This window comes from Saprospiraceae bacterium (assembly GCA_016715965.1).
Taxonomy (GTDB): domain Bacteria; phylum Bacteroidota; class Bacteroidia; order Chitinophagales; family Saprospiraceae; genus Vicinibacter.
Genome location: JADJXG010000001.1, coordinates 2,120,853 through 2,138,276, shown reverse-complemented (window position 1 = coordinate 2,138,276; position 17,424 = coordinate 2,120,853). Strand labels below are relative to the sequence as shown.

General features: G+C 38.6%; 11 protein-coding genes. 6 read left to right on the top strand and 5 right to left on the bottom strand.

The genetic code is table 11. The features are described from left to right. Positions 1–28 precede the first annotated feature (28 nt). From IPM48_08020 to tmk, 4 genes are all read left to right on the top strand, one after another. Positions 29–3,295 (top strand): glycosyl hydrolase, encoded by a 3,267-nt coding sequence (locus IPM48_08020; protein ID MBK9271530.1) that lies wholly within the window; start codon positions 29–31, stop codon positions 3,293–3,295. 97 nt (positions 3,296–3,392) lie between these two features. Further along, on the top strand, positions 3,393–4,376 hold the full coding sequence (locus IPM48_08015) for a M28 family peptidase (GenBank protein MBK9271529.1): 984 nt from the start codon (positions 3,393–3,395) through the stop codon (positions 4,374–4,376). Positions 4,377–5,595: 1,219 nt separating this feature from the next. Then, positions 5,596–7,176 (top strand): peptide chain release factor 3, encoded by a 1,581-nt coding sequence (locus IPM48_08010; GenBank protein ID MBK9271528.1) that lies wholly within the window; start codon positions 5,596–5,598, stop codon positions 7,174–7,176. A 10-nt stretch (positions 7,177–7,186) separates the two neighbouring features. Beyond that, positions 7,187–7,828, top strand: coding sequence for a dTMP kinase (gene tmk, locus IPM48_08005; protein ID MBK9271527.1), 642 nt, complete (start codon positions 7,187–7,189; stop codon positions 7,826–7,828). A gap of 2 nt (positions 7,829–7,830) precedes the next feature. Here tmk and IPM48_08000 read toward each other — a convergent pair whose 3' ends face one another. From IPM48_08000 to IPM48_07990, 3 genes are all read right to left on the bottom strand, one after another. Beyond that, positions 7,831–10,041 (bottom strand): TonB-dependent receptor plug domain-containing protein, encoded by a 2,211-nt coding sequence (locus IPM48_08000; GenBank protein MBK9271526.1) that lies wholly within the window; start codon positions 10,039–10,041, stop codon positions 7,831–7,833. 1 nt (position 10,042) lies between these two features. Continuing rightward, positions 10,043–11,245: a tetratricopeptide repeat protein gene (locus IPM48_07995; protein MBK9271525.1), complete on the bottom strand. Its 1,203-nt coding sequence runs from the start codon at positions 11,243–11,245 to the stop codon at positions 10,043–10,045. A 112-nt stretch (positions 11,246–11,357) separates the two neighbouring features. Further along, positions 11,358–13,376, bottom strand: a complete 2,019-nt coding sequence (locus IPM48_07990; protein ID MBK9271524.1) for a DUF4331 family protein — start codon at positions 13,374–13,376, stop codon at positions 11,358–11,360. A 97-nt stretch (positions 13,377–13,473) separates the two neighbouring features. Between IPM48_07990 and IPM48_07985 the strand changes: the two genes are divergently transcribed. Beyond that, positions 13,474–14,034: a sigma-70 family RNA polymerase sigma factor gene (locus IPM48_07985; protein ID MBK9271523.1), complete on the top strand. Its 561-nt coding sequence runs from the start codon at positions 13,474–13,476 to the stop codon at positions 14,032–14,034. Positions 14,035–14,036: 2 nt separating this feature from the next. Next, positions 14,037–14,816: an anti-sigma factor gene (locus IPM48_07980; GenBank protein ID MBK9271522.1), complete on the top strand. Its 780-nt coding sequence runs from the start codon at positions 14,037–14,039 to the stop codon at positions 14,814–14,816. A gap of 437 nt (positions 14,817–15,253) precedes the next feature. Here the strand turns inward: IPM48_07980 and IPM48_07975 are convergent, their stop codons facing one another. Both IPM48_07975 and IPM48_07970 read right to left on the bottom strand, forming a co-directional pair. Then, positions 15,254–15,931 carry a T9SS type A sorting domain-containing protein gene (locus tag IPM48_07975; protein MBK9271521.1) on the bottom strand — a complete coding sequence of 226 codons (678 nt, stop codon included), beginning with the start codon at positions 15,929–15,931 and terminating at the stop codon, positions 15,254–15,256. 349 nt (positions 15,932–16,280) lie between these two features. Then, positions 16,281–16,937: a hypothetical protein gene (locus tag IPM48_07970; protein MBK9271520.1), complete on the bottom strand. Its 657-nt coding sequence runs from the start codon at positions 16,935–16,937 to the stop codon at positions 16,281–16,283. Positions 16,938–17,424 lie beyond the last annotated feature (487 nt).

The following is a 17,424-nucleotide window of genomic DNA, read 5'->3' as shown; positions in this document are numbered from 1 at the left end:
GCTACATTCGCAGTTCAAACAATCAATCATGAAGTATTTTTTATTCAGCTTTTTAACTTTATTCCTGTTTTCCAATGACCTTGGCAGTCAAAAACAATCAGTTTCGGGCAACCCTAACAAACCACCGTCCAAACCAGATCTCTCAGCCTTAAGTTTCAGGAGCATAGGTCCTGCGGTTACCTCGGGTAGAATTGCAGACATTGCTGTGAATCCGAACAACCACGATGAATACTATGTGGCAGTAGCTTCTGGAGGCGTCTGGAAAACCGTAAATCACGGTGTGACATTCATGCCCATTTTTGATGGACAGGGCTCCTATTCCATAGGATGTCTGGCCATTGATCCTAGCAATACCAATACCATTTGGGTAGGTACTGGTGAAAACAACAACCAAAGGTCTGTGGCATACGGTGATGGAGTTTATCGCAGCGATGATGGTGGAAAAAGCTGGAGCAACATGGGATTAAAAAATTCAGAACACATCGGAAGAATTGTGGTGGATCCAACAGACGGTCAGACAGTGTATGTAGCTGCCTATGGGCCGGTTTGGTCGGAGGGTGGCGATCGCGGATTGTACAAAACGACGGATGGAGGAAAGACCTGGACACTAATAAAATCAGTGAGCCAATTCACGGGTTGCAATGATATAGTCATGGATCCCAGAAATCCAAAAGTGCTTTTTGCAGCTTTCCATCAAAGAATGAGAAAAGTCTTTACCTACATTGGTGGAGGTCCTGAGTCAGCACTCTTTAAATCCACGGATGGAGGCGTGAGTTGGAACAAAGTGGGTAATGGATTTCCATCAGGAGACGTAGGAAGAATTGGTCTGGCCGTCAGTCCGGCCAATCCGGATATCGTTTATGCTGTCGTTGAAGCCACGGAAGACAAAGGAGGCATTTACAAATCAATGGACCGAGGAGCGAGCTGGACCAAACAAAGTGGATTCTATACCTCCGGAAATTATTACCAGGAAATTGATGCAGACCCAAAGGATCCAAACAAAGTATTTATCACCGATACTTATTACAAAGTCTCTTATGATGGCGGCAAGACCGTGGTTAATCTGGGTGAGATCAACAAACACATTGACAATCACTGCATCTGGATTGACCCTAAGAACACCCGCCATTTGATCGTGGGGTGTGATGGAGGACTTTATGAAACTTGGGATCATGCTGCTAGCTGGCATTTTAAAGAAAACCTCCCAGTCACTCAATTTTACAAAGTTTCTACGGACAATGACCTTCCCTTTTATCACGTCCACGGCGGCACACAGGACAATCTAAGTCTAGGGGTTCCGTCCCGATCAACCAGCGCGAATGGTATCGTCAATGCGGATGTGTATGTCACCTCCATCGGGGATGGATTTGAAACCCAGGTGGACCCGACCGATCCAAATATCATATATGCGCAGTCACAATATGGCGGTTTGTTGAGATTTGACAGAAGAAATGGAGAATATCTGGACATTAAGCCCATTGAGGGTGAAAACGAAGCTGCGGTGCGATGGAACTGGGATGCACCCTTATTGATCAGTCAGTTTAGTCATACCCGTCTTTACTTTGGTGCCAACAAATTATTCCGCACGGATGATCGTGGAAGCTCATGGACGGTCATTAGTCCGGATTTAAGCAGACAGTTGGACCGCAACAAACTTGAAGTGATGGGTAAAGTATGGTCTGTGGATGCCATCGCCAAAAATGGAAGTACGGATATTTACGGGCAGATGACCAGCATTGCCGAATCCAAATTTGATGAAAACATGCTTTGGGTGGGCACAGACGATGGATTGATTCAATTGACCACGGATGGAGGTAAAAGCTGGAAGGCCTTTGATGGCATTACCGGTGTACCAGAAAGATCGTATGTGCACCAGATCATTGCTTCACTTCACGATAAAAACACTGCTTATGTATGCTTTAACCACCATCGCTACGGAGATTTTAAACCCTATCTGCTAAAAACCACGGATGCCGGCAAAAGCTGGAAATCAATCGCCGGAAATTTACCGGTTCGAGGATCTGTGTACACCGTTGCAGAAGACCATGTGGATCCTAATTTACTGTTTGTAGGAACAGAATTTGGTTGTTTTTATAGTCTGGACGGTGGAATGGAATGGACCCAATTAAAAAATGGATTGCCCACCATTGCAGTCAGAGACATTGAAATACAAAGAAGGGAGAACGATCTCGTACTGGGTACCTTTGGCAGAGGATTTTATATTTTGGACAATTACAGTTGTCTGAGAAATTTAAAATCGCAAATGCTGGAACAGCAAGCTGCTATTTTTGATGTTAAACCCGGGCTACTCTACCATGAAAGATATCCACTTGGTCTGCGTGACAAAGGTCATCTTGGAAGTCAATATTACAGCGCGAAAAATCCAAAACCAGGCGTTTACATTGATTACCACATAAAAAATGAGGTTAAAAAATTGAAAGCCCTTCGCCAGGAAATGGAAAAGACCAAAACTGAAAAATCAGAAAAAATCTATTACCCAAGTATAGATAGTTTGAGAGCAGAAGATTATCAAGCGGATCCTTACCTTTTGTTTACTTTTTCAGATCAACAAGGCCAGGTGGTCAGACATATTAAAACAGGTGTTAAAAAAGGAATCCACCGATTACACTGGGATGGTAAAAGCAATACTCCGGCTCCACTAAATGCACGATATACGCCAACTCCTGATCAGCTCTTTGGAGGAAGTGAGACCGGGTACATGGTGAAACCAGGTAATTATTATGTAACCCTTTCGCTGTACGAAAATGGAAGGCTGGTTACGCTTTGTGAACCAAAGATGTTTTCCATGAATTATCTCCAGCAAAGCAGTATTCCACAAATTGATTTGTCATCCAATGATGAGTTTAACAAGCGGGTGTATAATGCACGCATTTCTCAAAGCAGCTCTGCCGGTAGATTGCAGCTTGCCCAGTCAAGAATGGATTTTGCGCATTCTGCCATCCGCGATGGAAACTTTAAAACAGATGAGCTATTGCAAAGGGCCTGGAAAATCCAGCTGGAATTAAACAAGTTGAAAGTGCAGATGAATGGTGATGCCAGTCTTTCCAAAAGAGAATTTGAAACTCCTCCTTCCATTGCAGGAAGAATCGGTCAAGTACAGGGCTCTGCCTGGGGTAGTACTGCTCCCATTCCGGAAGGTCACAAAAAATCACTCGAGATTGCTGAAAAACAATTGATAGAATTTAATCAAAGTTTTCAACAAACTGAGGCTCAGTTGAAAAAACTGGAAGATGAATTGAATCAATTAAAGGCTCCATATTATCAGGGGAGGTAAGAATCAGTTTTCTAAAGCTCACACAAGTGATGGCAATAGTAAGATTGAAATTGCGTTCAATTGAATTCAGTATTCTCTAGCCTCAATTTAGAGCTTTATGAAAATAAAACAAGACAAAATGAAAACCCAGCCAGTTGTAATTCTGCTTTTGATATTTATAGGAATAAATCAGATGGCCTGCAAAAAAACTAGCGCAAATGAGCCTGACTTTGACAAAACAAGTGCATTCGGATTTGTCAGAAAGCAGGTGGAGTTTGGACCTCGGGTACCCAATACGGAATCCCATCAAAAATGCAGGGAATGGTTGATTGGTGAATTAAAAAATCAAGGTGCGGATGTAATTGCACAGGATTTTGAAGCCAATGCATTTGATGGCACCCTCCTAAAGGGAACAAATATAATTGCCAGCCACAATCCCTCCGCCAAGCACCGGATAATCCTCGCTGCCCATTGGGATTCAAGACCTATTTCAGATCAGGAAATCGACAGCACTCTTAAACAAAAACCCGTAGATGGCGCAGATGATGGCGCCAGTGGAGTTGGAGTTTTGCTGGAGATATCCAGGTTAATCCAACAAGAATCCTTGTCAAAGTTGGGTATTGATATTATCCTTTTTGATTGTGAAGATTATGGCAGCAATGGAGGGGCCATCGAAAGTTGGTGTCTCGGCAGTCAGCATTGGTCGAAGAACAAGCACCAAGCCGGTTACAATGCTGATTACGGTATTTTATTAGACATGGTGGGCGGTAAGGATCCACATTTTAGTCAGGAGTACTACAGCAGGCAATTGGCTCCAAGGGTCATGGATAAAGTATGGGGACTCGCCAAAGAAATGGGATATGACAAATCATTTGTAAAAACTCCTGGAGATCCCATCATCGATGATCATATTTTTGTCAACCAAATCGCAAAAATCCCGATGATCAATATTATCAACAGACCTTTAGGTAGTAAAACCGGATTTGTGCACCACTGGCATACGCAAAAAGACAATATGAACGCCATTGACCCGAATACCCTGGACATGGTGGGCAGGGTGTTGGTGAGGTTGATTTATCTTGAGAATGCAGATAAGATTTAAATCGAAATTCTCAGTGAAACCAACAAAAATTTAATGCGGCAATCAATCATTCACTTTAATTTTCTCAACAATAATTATGCTGTTTTGTATAATCCCAAATTATGTAAAAACGGTCTATTTACTTTGTTTTTTATTTGTAAATTAGTAGATACAGACAGGACTGAAAAACATTCATGTTTTCAATCAATTAAATCATTTTTAAATTCTTTGTGAAACCACATCTGTCCAAAATAATTTTTAGAAATTAACTTTTCCACTTTTTGTCGCGCAAAAAGTGGACAAAAACGCAGCCTTTTCTAAGGCGGCATCTTCCTTGGTTCTAGTGATCTTTATTTGGTTCATTTTGCAAGGTTCTCTGTTGGGACAGATTTTGGGCGCTGTATATTGCCGCTCCATAATGTCATTTCATTTGGATGGTATGTTTAATGACTGCATCATATTAGTTTCAGTCAAAGGAGCGACAATATAAGGCGCTATTTCCAAAATCTGTCCTTCTTGAGCCGCTGACGAAAAGGCTCTTAATATTAATCTATATTTAGGTTGAAATATCAGGAAGAATGATAGATTTCATGCATTTCAATGCGGCTTTGGGCTCCGCAGTGATTGAGCGATCCACGACTTTAGGAGTGGTCGAGTGCGACAGCACGAGAAGTGAAAGAACGCCCACCAATAAATTGGGGGCACGGCGTTAGCGCATGTGGGAAGCTAAACAAAAGAATGGGCCATCGAGGCGGCGCACTCCAAGCCGTCCTTTGAAGGACGGTTCCCTCCTTTTGGAGTGACTTTGTGTCACTCCAATGTTCCCCGTATGGGGACCACCAGTCAGTCACATAGCGAAAGAGCTGCAGTAGGGTGAGCGAAGTGTCCAGCCGCGAGTTTTCTTTGGTTACTTTCTTTTGACGGCCAAAAGAAAGTAACATACATGAAGTTTGATAAACAAAAGAAATTTTTTAAATTGCAATAACTGTTAAGGGGGTTCAATTTTATTATAACGGTTCAAAATTAGTATTCACTTGTAAATCAATGGTCACATTTCAAATTTAAACTTATTTTGGACAGGTGTGTTGTGAAACATAGTTTCATGGTTTGTCCTCCGTCAAGTGAGTTTGTTTTAATGGCAATCAATAAGTTGTAACACCAAATTACCTAAATTCTCAATCTCCACTAATTTTTGGGAATGCCTGCCATAAGGCAATAAATCTTTATTTTTGCGGCCCTTATGAGTTTTAAAGAAGAAATCGACAAGCGCAGAACCTTTGGTATCGTCTCGCATCCGGATGCCGGAAAAACCACTCTCACCGAAAAACTACTATTGTTCGGAGGAGCGATTCAGGTGGCAGGAGCAGTCAAGTCCAATAAGATCAAGAAACATGCTACCTCTGACTTTATGGAGATTGAGCGTCAAAGAGGTATATCAGTGGCCACCTCCGTGATGGCCTTCCCCTATAGAGATTTACAAATCAATATTCTGGATACACCGGGACACAAGGACTTTGCTGAAGACACTTTTCGAACTCTGACAGCTGTGGATAGTGTGATTGTTGTCATTGATGTGGCCAAAGGTGTGGAAGAACAGACTGAGAAGTTGGTGGAAGTTTGCCGTATGCGCAAAACGCCCATCATAGTTTTTATCAACAAACTGGATCGAGAAGGAAAAGACGCCTTTGATCTTTTGGATGAAGTAGAGACCAAATTAAAACTTAAGGTAACTCCCCTCACCTGGCCCATCGGAATGGGCAAAGATTTTCAGGGAGTGTACAGTATCTATGAAAAAAAATTCATTCACTTCAGACCACATGGAAAGCAGGAGGAGGAAGATGTCATTGTAATCCAGGACACCACGGATCAAAAGCTCGCTGAAACGATTGGCGAACGACCTCATAAACAACTCAATGAAGATCTTGTCACTGTGCATGGAGTATATCCTTTATTTAAAAGGGAAGATTATTTGTCTGGACATATATGCCCTGTGTTTTACGGAAGCGCTGTCAATAATTTTGGTGTCAGGGAATTGCTGGACTGTTTTGTAGAAATAGCACCTACTCCTTTATCGCGTGATACGGAGGAGCGAAAAATTGATCCATACGAAAATAAAATGGCCGGATTTGTATTCAAGATTCACGCCAACATGGATCCTAAACACAGGGATCGAATTGCTTTTTTCAGGATAGTGTCCGGGAAATTCGAAAGGAACACAGCTTATTACCACGTGCGATTGGACAGACAGCTTAGATTTTCGAATCCTACTTCATTCATGGCTGCACGCAAAGAAGTGGTGGATGAGGCATTTCCAGGAGATGTTGTGGGATTGTACGACGGTGGAAATTTTAAAATTGGAGATTCTCTGACGGAAGGTGAGAAATTACATTTCAAAGGAATTCCAAGATTTTCTCCAGAAATTTTTAGATATGTCAACAATAGCGATCCGGGAAAATTCAAACAATTCGCCAAAGGATTGGATCAGCTCATGGATGAAGGTGTTGCCCAGCTGTTTGTCAAAGAAGATAGTGGAAGAAAAATTATCGGTGTAGTAGGATCTCTGCAGTTTGATGTGATTCAATACCGGCTGGAGCATGAGTACGGAGCAGCTTGTACATACGATCCGGTTTCTTTACACAAAGCACTTTGGGTTACCTGCGAAGATCAAAAAGTATTGAATGAGTTCATGACCAGAAGAAAAAAAGACCTAGCACGAGACAAAGACGGAAAACTGGTTTTTCTGGCTGAATCCGCATGGACATTGAGACTTGCGCAAGAGAATTTTTCTGAAGTGCAATTACATACAAGTAGCGAATTCTAAATAAACCATCATGGTGACAAAGGGAAAAATGATTGCATTTGAAGGTATAGATGGTTCTGGAAAGTCCACTCAAGCCATCCAGCTTCATCAGCATCTTTCCAATAAAGGTCTTCAAGTGCATTTAAGTTGTGAACCCACCATGCATGAGATCGGTAAGTTAATCAGAGACGGTTTTAACGGTAGAAAAAATTGGGATCACCGAACCATCGCCGGCTTATTTGTAGCAGATCGATTGGATCATATCCTCAATGAGTCGTATGGTATGTTGCATCAAATTGATCAAGGCAAAACTGTCATTTGCGACCGGTATTATTTATCCTCTTTGGCTTATCAGGGAAGTCATATGTCCATTGATTGGGTTTTAAAAGCCAATAGTCTTGCCATAGAATTGCTAAAACCTGAACTCCACATTTATATTGACCTGGATCCTGAAATTGCCCTCACGCGAATTTCAATGAACAGGCCAAATACTGAACTTTATGAAACATTGGAAAATTTGACCAAGGTCAGAAATAAATACCATGAGGCCATTCATCTGTTAAATGATTCTGAAAACATTGTCATTCTGAATGGAGATCAAACCGAAGAGAAAATACATCAACAGGTATTGGATATTTTACGCGAAAAAAATGATCTGGGTTTTCAAGTTTGACCTTAAAATTTAGCTTCCACTTTAAATCTAATGTTAAATGGAGTACCTGGTGTAAAATGAATTTCTTCTACGGATACCAACTCATTTTTTAATCTCGATTCTGTAGCAAATTGTGCTTCATTCCATTTTGAATTCAATAAGTTTTCTGCGATTATACCGAACTGAAGATTTCTAAAACTATAACTAATATTTGCATCAAGGAGAGTGTATCCTATCGCAGTTAAACTGTAGTCTTCGTTGGCAGGTCTGTCACCCAAGTATCTATACCTAACTCCTCCAGATAATTGCTTAAAGTTTAGCAGACTTATTCCTCCCGATGAACACCACTTTGCAGCCAGAGGTATAAAATTCTCTCCTTCAGGGTCATCAATAGTTTTTGCAATAGTATAAGATACATCTGCATCTAAGCCAATATATTTCCAAAGCTGGGATCGAAATCCAGCTTCAAGACCTGTTCGTTTTGTGTGTCCACTAGATTCCACGATTGCTTCATCACCTACGTACACCAATTCATCTTCAAGATCAATGTACCAAACTCCCAAATGAAATAATAAATTATCAAATGGTCGAAGCTGAATTCCCAAATCAAGGTTGGTACTTTGCGTCAATACATTTGGGTCTTGATTCTGGTTAATCAATCTTGTGTCATTGGAGTGAAACCCCAATCCACTGTTAAAATAGATTTGCAAATCCGTACTTACATTATAATTTAAATTGAACTTTGGTGAAGCTTTAAATTCGGAATGTGAGCTTTTATAATTCGAAAGTCTTAACAGATCTTCGTACTCAATACTAAATAAATCAAATCTGCTCTGAACATTCAATTCCCATTTAGCCTTGGTCCAATAAATTTTTACAACTCCGTAGAAATCTGTTTCAGTTAAATTTCCAAAAGACTTCCTTTCCAATAATTCTGATCTATTTTTTGTATGAGATAATTCGCTTCCTAAAACTAAATCTGTTCTATTACCAAGACTGAAACTGTAATCCAAACCGGCAAATTTATTTTGATACGTAGCCTCCCCACCCAATATCTTCCTTTTTTCTTTTTGTTTAATTTGATCTCCGTTGACACTGTCATTTAGGAAAAATGTAAAATTAGAATACAGTTCAAAATTATAGTCAGATACAAAAGCTGCTATTTTAAAATTCTCATGTGCCCGGCCTGCATAATAATATTCCAGCATAAAGTTTTTACGAGCTGTCTGACCACCCTCTGTGGGATCGATGGCACCAAATCTTCCCAATCTTCCAGATTCCACTTCTCTCGTTGGTATTTGACCTGAGGCATTCCACTTGGTATCAAAATGAGTGGCAGTAAATTTGAGCCCACATTTTTCATTTACTTGATACTGATACTTTAAGAGCCCATTCAATTTTACAAAATCCTGAGGACTTTCAAAATATCCATCAGATGTTAAATATTCAGCTGCCAAATAAGAACTAGATCTTTGATTATTGATTAACTTTAATAAAGTTGCAATTCGATTCAACTGAAATTTTCCAGTTTCAAAAATGATGGAATTTTGACCAATCCTTTCCTTTAATTTGAAATCAACAAATCCTGCTGTGGCAAAATTTCCCTTTGAAGCATTGTAGGATCCCTTTTGGAAATTGGTACTCTGAACAGTCTCTGGAATTACAAAATGCAAATCAGCATAACCTTGTCCGTGGGCGTGGGAGACCATATTTACAGGTAAGAGTTGATCCACCATAATATTTACATCTGTACCGTGATCGATGTCAAAACCCCTAAGAAACATTTGTTCGGCCTTTCCTCCGCCTGCATGTTGCGCTATAAATAGTCCCGGAACTTTTCTCATTAATTCTTGAGTATTTTGAACCGGATTAAAGTTGAGATCAATTTTTTGTAAGTTATTGTTTAATGGTTCTGACACATCAACCTGATTTAATTGAACAAAAACTGATTCTAGTATTACAGTTAATTTTTCTTTATTTGCAGGATCAAATTGGATGGTGTCTGTCTTGTATCCAAGATAAGAGAATTGATACTGATCATCCACTTTTGCATCTGGATCAAAAAATTTTCCAAATGCATCTGAATGAATATGGCCTAATGTTCTCAAATTTAGAATGACCACGTCCTGAATTGGTTGTTGATCTGAATCCAAAATTCGACCTGAAAACTGAGCAATTGAAAAATAATTTACAAATACGATAAATACAGCAATTAGGCAATGGATCTTATTCATTTTACAATGTTTTTAGCTCATTTTTAATTTCATAAAACTCGGGATTCCTAGAATTTGTAGACATTGCTTTTTCTATAGCAAACTCGGCCTTTTCTTTATCTTTGGACAAGGCATATATTTTAGCCAATAGAAGATTAATATCAATGTTATTGGGTCTCATTTCTAGATCCTTTTTGATATACTCCATTGCCTTATTAGGATCAGAATAAAAATTTAAAAATAATTCAGAATACTCAAGACTCATATTGTGTCCATGGGCGATATCGTCATTTAACATTTCCTGGATAACCAACAGAGTACTATCCAATTCCTTTTGACGATTTTGAATTTTATAAATTTGTGCAAGGCTGGTACAAAAAGAAACTTCAGGAATTATCTTACATGCTTCAATTAATCTTCGTTCCGCTTCTTCATAGTTTTTTTCCTTCATATTGATATCTGCCAAAGCAGCGATGGCAAAAGGATAATCATCGCGTTCAGTTAAAATTTGATTCAAAATGGATTCAGCTTGTTTCACTTTATCATAGCGGATACAAAGTTGAGCAAGCTGAAGAGCAGCCCATGATTTTTCTTCACTACCGGGACTTCCTGCTTCCACCGCCATTTTCATGGCATCTATGGATTCATCAATCATTCCATGTATTTCTCTTAAATAAGATATTCTTGAGTAGGATCGAAGATCGGGACGGATACTCACCATTTTATCGGTAAATTCTATAGCTGCTTCGTAGTTCCCAAGTTCTACATGGGCATCTACCAAAGAACCATAAATTTGGGCATTGTACGGATTTAACTCTACCGCTTTTTGAGCGGTATTAAGTGCGTTCTTAAAATCATGCAAAGACAATTGTACGCCTGCTTTAAAACTTAGTGCCATAAACTCATCGTCCTTTTTCAATTCTTTACTAGATAAAACGGATTCAGTCATAGACAAAGCAGCAGGATAATAATGACCATGTTCTCCTGTAATTCTAGCTTCGGTAATATATAGATTGCACAATTGTAATTTTGCATCAATATTTTCAGGGTTTTGCTTTAATTTAAATTTTAAATCTGCATATTTGTTTCTAGTTTCTGACCATTCTACAGAATATTGGAGTTTCACTGATCGATCCAATAATTCAGGAATTTCTACTACTTTGGCTTGATCTTGTTTGCAAGCGGAAAAATAAAAGATTACAGATAATAATAATAAATATCTCATAAAATTGAAGTTTTAATGGTTTGAAAAAAATATGTCCTTACCTTAGGAAAATGTAAGGACATATTTCTGAATATAAAATTTACATTTTAAAAATCATGGATGAATACTAAAATTAGATCTTAATCACTTTGGTATATGCAGCAATTCGACCATCCAAAGAAGTGGCTGTCGCAAAATAAATACCAGCAGGTACATTGCTTAAATCTACTGTAAATTGGTTATCGCCATTTCCAAAGCTCTGGTTGTTTAATTCCATAATGGTTTTTCCATCTTGAGACTTAAGCGTCAATTTAACTTTGGTATCCACGATGGAATTTATTCTGAATGTTGTATTGGAAGTAACGGGATTTGGAAAATTAACCAAAGAAACTTTTGGTCTTTCTAAACCGATAATTCCACCACCGGGATTTTGTAATCCACTAATCAACTTACCACCACATTCACCATCACCAGACCAAGGCTCAGCAACGTATGGAAAACCAGTGCTAAAATCTGCATCGTTTTCCTCAACACCAGTGGTATATGTTAATACATCGATTAGGTTTGGCGTCACTGGATTAGGGCCACCTGCTGTATAATCGTCATACCACAAACCAATGGCTGCCAATACCACTCCGGCAACTGCTTGCAATTCAATTCTGGTTACATCATCTTCCAATCTTCTTCCATTTGGAAATCCATCCATGTTTGGAATAAATTCAATATTGGTATTTGCAAATTGGGGATCAGTTAATCCTAAAACGGCTGCTTGAATCAAACCTAAAGAACTGAATTTTGGATCATTTCTCGGAGTCACAGGAACTGCCATATTTAAACGTAACATGTCTCCACCGTTGGGTAAGAAGTTATTAATAAATGGTTTACCTGCTGCCAATGGATTGCCATTTTTACCCGTTGCCAATTGGTAAGGTGGAACATTGGGAACACCAGTGTGAAATGCTGGCCACAAGTCAACTGAGCGTGCTTTCCCAGGACCAGGCAATAACAAGGTTCCAAAAATTGCATCATCAAGCGCGGTACCATTTAGTGCAGGATTTCCTTTTAAACCATAAAGTCCGTCCTTTCCATATCCAAAATCAAATCCCTGCAAAGAAGCAGTTTGAATTCTCAATTTGGACATGGCCGGTACAGCTGCGCCAAATAGCCTGTCATCCATATACAGCGCCAGTTCCGGGTTGTAAAAAAATCCATCCAACAAGGTATCGCCCAATTCCTGATAAGGAGTTAAGCCATTCCAATAATCTTTAAAGCCAATCGGGATAACCGCCTCGTTGGTGAGTGGCATACCCAAACGGGAAACTTGAACAAAGCTTCCACTGTGAGATTCGCCGCCCGGGCTTAAAGTCCGTATTTGAGGTCTGCTTGCAGAGGCCCATACACCAATGACGTAGTTTGGATCCAATATGCTTACAGGAGCTCCTGTACCAGCTTTGAGCAAGGAACTGATGGGAATTTGAAGAGCAATCGTGCTTACATTGAGACAGGCAATACCATCTCGAGGTTTGCCATTTTGTCGAGGCAAATCACCGAGGTCAAATACACCTCCCAGATCTACAAAGAAAGGGTCGTCGCTGGGTCCGCAAAAAACTTTCATTCCGGAATTGGTGGTCCGGATCGCGTTGGTCATCAGGCTTGCATAATTGGTATTCAGGCCGGCCGCAGAACCAATCGATCTGGCTCCAATATTATTAGGAGGTACCGGACCGTCTGTAATTACGGTGACAAAACTCAATCCACCATCTGTGCTCACTTCCAGTTTGTAAGTGGTTTTGAGGTTTTGTTTGCCCAGTCTGATATTGAAAAAAGTGGTAGGGTCCTCATTGACCTGACTGAAGGTAAAACGGTAAGTGATTTCATCACCCGGTTTGGCTGCATCGTTGTCGATGTGAATTTCATAGCGAATGTTGGAACCAAAACTGTGATAATTTGGTCCTCCATGCGGCAATTGCAAGGGTACATAAGTGGCAATAATGGTAATAAAATCAGGATTGTCAGGACTCCTAAACGCATAAAGATCCACGTTGTCTGCGAGTGGATCATTGGCAATCAATGGCGCTTCTCGATGACTCGAAGCTTGTAGGCCTGTAAAGGCTAGTACATAAAAAGCTAAAAGGAAAATTTTCTGTAACATAATAATGTGTTTTCTTTAGTTACGATGCAAACTCAAGTTTGGATTTGTTTAAAGAAAAATTTCTCAAAATCATTTACCTTCGCCTTGTATAATTAGGATGAAAAACCAAAAAGAAGCCGTACTTAGTCAATTTCTGGAGCTTCGGGAATCCAAACCCGAACAAGCTCTCAGGCTATTGATGGACACTTATGGAGATGCAATGAATGGTATAGTCGTTAAAATTTTAAATCGCGAAGATCTAATAGAAGATGCATTACAAATTGGATTTACCAAAATTTGGAAAAATTTAAATGAGTATAGTCCCGAAAAAAGCTCTATATTTACCTGGCTATTAAGCATATTTAGAAATACGGCCATTGACATTTTGCGAAAAGAAAATAACCGGAAAATCCAATCGATCGATTCAAGCGTATATGATAGCGTGAATTTTAGCGTCCAATCTAATATCATTGATAGTGGTTTGATGCAAAAGATAAACTCACTGGATCCAAAATACAAAGATTTGATTGAACTCATATATCTACAAGGTTATACCCAACAAGAAGTGTCGGAAGAATTTAATATTCCTCTAGGTACGATAAAAACAAGGATAAGTACGGCTATTAAATTATTAAGAAGCGCACTTAATCTTCTAATTATATTCATTCTAGCTCGTTAAATGTGAAAGATTCGCTCGACATAAAAAAATACATTGAATCAGGAATACTGGAAGAGTATGCCATGGGTCTCACGAGCCAAGAACAAAATATTGAAATAATAAATAATCTAAAAAAATATCCAGAACTTTCAAAAGAATTGTCACAAATAGAAGATTCGTTGGAAGCTTATTCTAATTTGTATGCTAAACCAATGTCTCCGGATCTCAAATCAAAGATATTGGATAATATTTTTTTAGAAAAAAACAAAATTCATACTCAAAATTCTTGGACGATTAAACTTCCATATCTTTTAGCTATCGTAGGTTTTGCTTTATTGTGTGGATGGTTGTACAATGTGAATAGCAAGCTCCAAAATCAATTGGATCAAAAAATAAAACAAAATAGTGAATTAATTTACCAAACCAAGCAAGATAGTCTTGCCATATTGGACTGCAATAATCAACTAAACTATTTTAAAAATTCAAATCTTCAAAGAATTATTTTAAAAGGCACACCAAAATCACCTGAATCTTTCGCAATGGTTTATTATGATAGTGTCTCACAAAGATCTATATTGGATGTTATTTCTTTACCCCAGCCCAGTCCTGAAAAACAATATCAGCTCTGGGCCATCGTCTCAGGCAAACCCGTGGATCTAGGAGTATTCGATTTGAATGATAAATCAAAAATGTTGGAAATCAAATTTGTCCAACAGCCGCAAGCGTTTGCAATCACTCTTGAACCAAAAGGAGGTCTTCCGGCACCTACGATGGAACAGCTTTTTGTATTGGGCCAGATTTAATCAAACAGAATATTTTTTTTTGAGTTAAGGAAGGATGATTCAGTTACCTTCTTTCACTCTAAATTAGCAAGTTGGTTATAATTTCAAGCTAAAAACCGGGAAAACTATTAATTTCTTTGGGTTTAATATGCATGAATGAGTTTAGGAGGATAGATAAAGATTGAATTCTGCATTTCATTAAAATGCTTCATTTCTCTTGCATTGGTTTATGTAAATCAAATGATAAAGTATATATTCTCTCAGCAATCAGCACATTAGATTCAAAACTTAAAGCAAACAACCTCTTAAGCGCATATCTGAGTATTTTAATCAAAACACATTTTCAACCTATAACAAAGCCTTTAAATTCTGAACATATCCAATACTGCTTTATAAAATACAAAAGCCCTGAATACTAAATAGATTCAGGGCTTCTGTATTTTGCCTGGCGATAAGAATTATCTGGCCACTGTGAATTTTTTATTCACGATTCCTGAATTTGTTCTTATCTGAAGATTGTAATGTCCGGAAGAAAGTAAATCAGTCCTTAATGATTCAGTATAAAATCCTGAAGTTTTCCACCCACCGAAAGCTTGGGTAAGTACATTTTTACCGTGCTCATCAAATACCGAAACTTCGAGATGACTGTCTTCGTTGATCCAAAGTTCAACTTTCAACACATCATCTACAGGATTCGGATAAATTTCAACTCCGAGACCTTTCGCAGTCTGGACTTTGATAGAAATGGTGCGGCTATAACCAAAGCTGGCATCATGATCTACTTGTTTTATTTTATAGTAGTAAACTCCTGATTTGTTGAGCTGATGATCTTCAATGGAATAATCATGGGTGCTTGCCAGAAAATCAGATGCAGCCTTGACTTGAGCTATTTCTGTAAATACTCTTTCGCTTTCGTGTCTTCTTTCTACAATAAAATGGCTGTTATTTACTTCAACACCAGTCGTCCAGTTTAAAAGCGAGTATTGATCGATGTAAACACCTGCAAAATCAAGCCATTCCAAGGGTAAGAAACCAAGAATCAAACCTGCATCAACAGCTGGCACAGTTTCTCCAGGCTGAACAAGAAACACATTGGTTGTTCCGAATCCCTTGGTTCCTGTGACATCGCTGTCCATATAATCAGGGCCATTATTTGGGATGGTGAATGAATATTGAGGTGGTGTAATAAATTTAATGTAGTAATCTCCTCAATTATTTAAAAGTGATTGTCATTAGATGAAGGGTTAATTAGATTTTAGGATGAAAATTTCAATTTGCAGTCATAAGTATTTTGGTTGTATTGATTCCTTTCTCATAAGAAATCAACGAGTGCTTTACTTAATAGGTTCCAAAATATGAAGTGGTTACAACCAACCAGGATAATTTCTCATACAAGATACAGAATAAGTTAGTAACCAACCGTGTAACTTTATAACAAACATCGATGGAAGGGGTAGTTGGATCAAGGAACCCAACGAAACTGCTTTAATCTCTATGGTTAGTAGCGCGTCCCATAGATTCGCAGCTTTCATCAGTTTCAAGGTCAGAAAAAATGGGATTTCTTTCTGAGTTTGAGTCCAAAAACACCCTTCCTCCAATGTCTGAACAGATATCCAAACCGCTAACAAGCTCGGCGATCTGGAACGCCATAGATGCTAAATGCTCAGCACCCTCGCCTGATTCCTGAAAAGAATCGTTCAATCCGTATTTCTGCTTTTCAATTCCAGCCTCTGTAACCGTTGTTCCAAAAGAATTGAAATATTTATCCTGGAAATGAAAAGCAGCGGAAATTGTACAACGAATCGATCTGCCGTTAAGAAAATCTGTTATATCTTGATAAATAATATTTATTGATTCCTGACAAGAAGAATGAACATCCCGATAATGAAATTCTGAAGAGGAGACATTCGGCGAACTGCAATATGCTGTAGAAGCTAATTGTTCAAAATAGCGGTTTAGCTTAAAAGCTTCAACAAATGATAATAATTCCTGACCTGCACATCTTGTCAAAATAGAATTTCGCTCTGCTGATAACCGAAGAAGTTCCTTAGAAAAATCGCATTGATCCTTCCTTAAGGCAACACTCACAGACCACTCTGATCCGGAGTTTAGATCCAAATTATTGAATTCTCTAAAGTCCACTAAATTGTTATGACAAATGTGATTGACTGAAGAGAAAAGGTTCCATTTGGACAATGGCAGAACCACCGCCCAATAGACTAAGATGTTGAAGTAGCTTAGACATATTATGGTTTGAAGTAGTAAGAAAAATGAATTAGCTCAGAACAATCAGTTGGAATCTAAATAAAAAGAAAACTACATTTCAGGATAGAAACGCACTAACAGCCAATGAGATTGGCAGATTACAACAATTAAACAAATCTAAATTCTAAAGCTTCATTCATTCACAAAAATTGCACCAAGCGGATAATTCCTTTGAATTATATCGAGATACACCACAAAGATATAATAAAATATCAGAAAAACAAATAAATATTTAGCAAAAAATTTACAGCATTTCGCAATCATTTGTCGCCATATTTTTTATATATTTAAAAATTTGAATAAATTATCAAATTTTTCTTTTGCTGGAATACGCCACCAGAATTAAATCTTCACCCATCCCTAG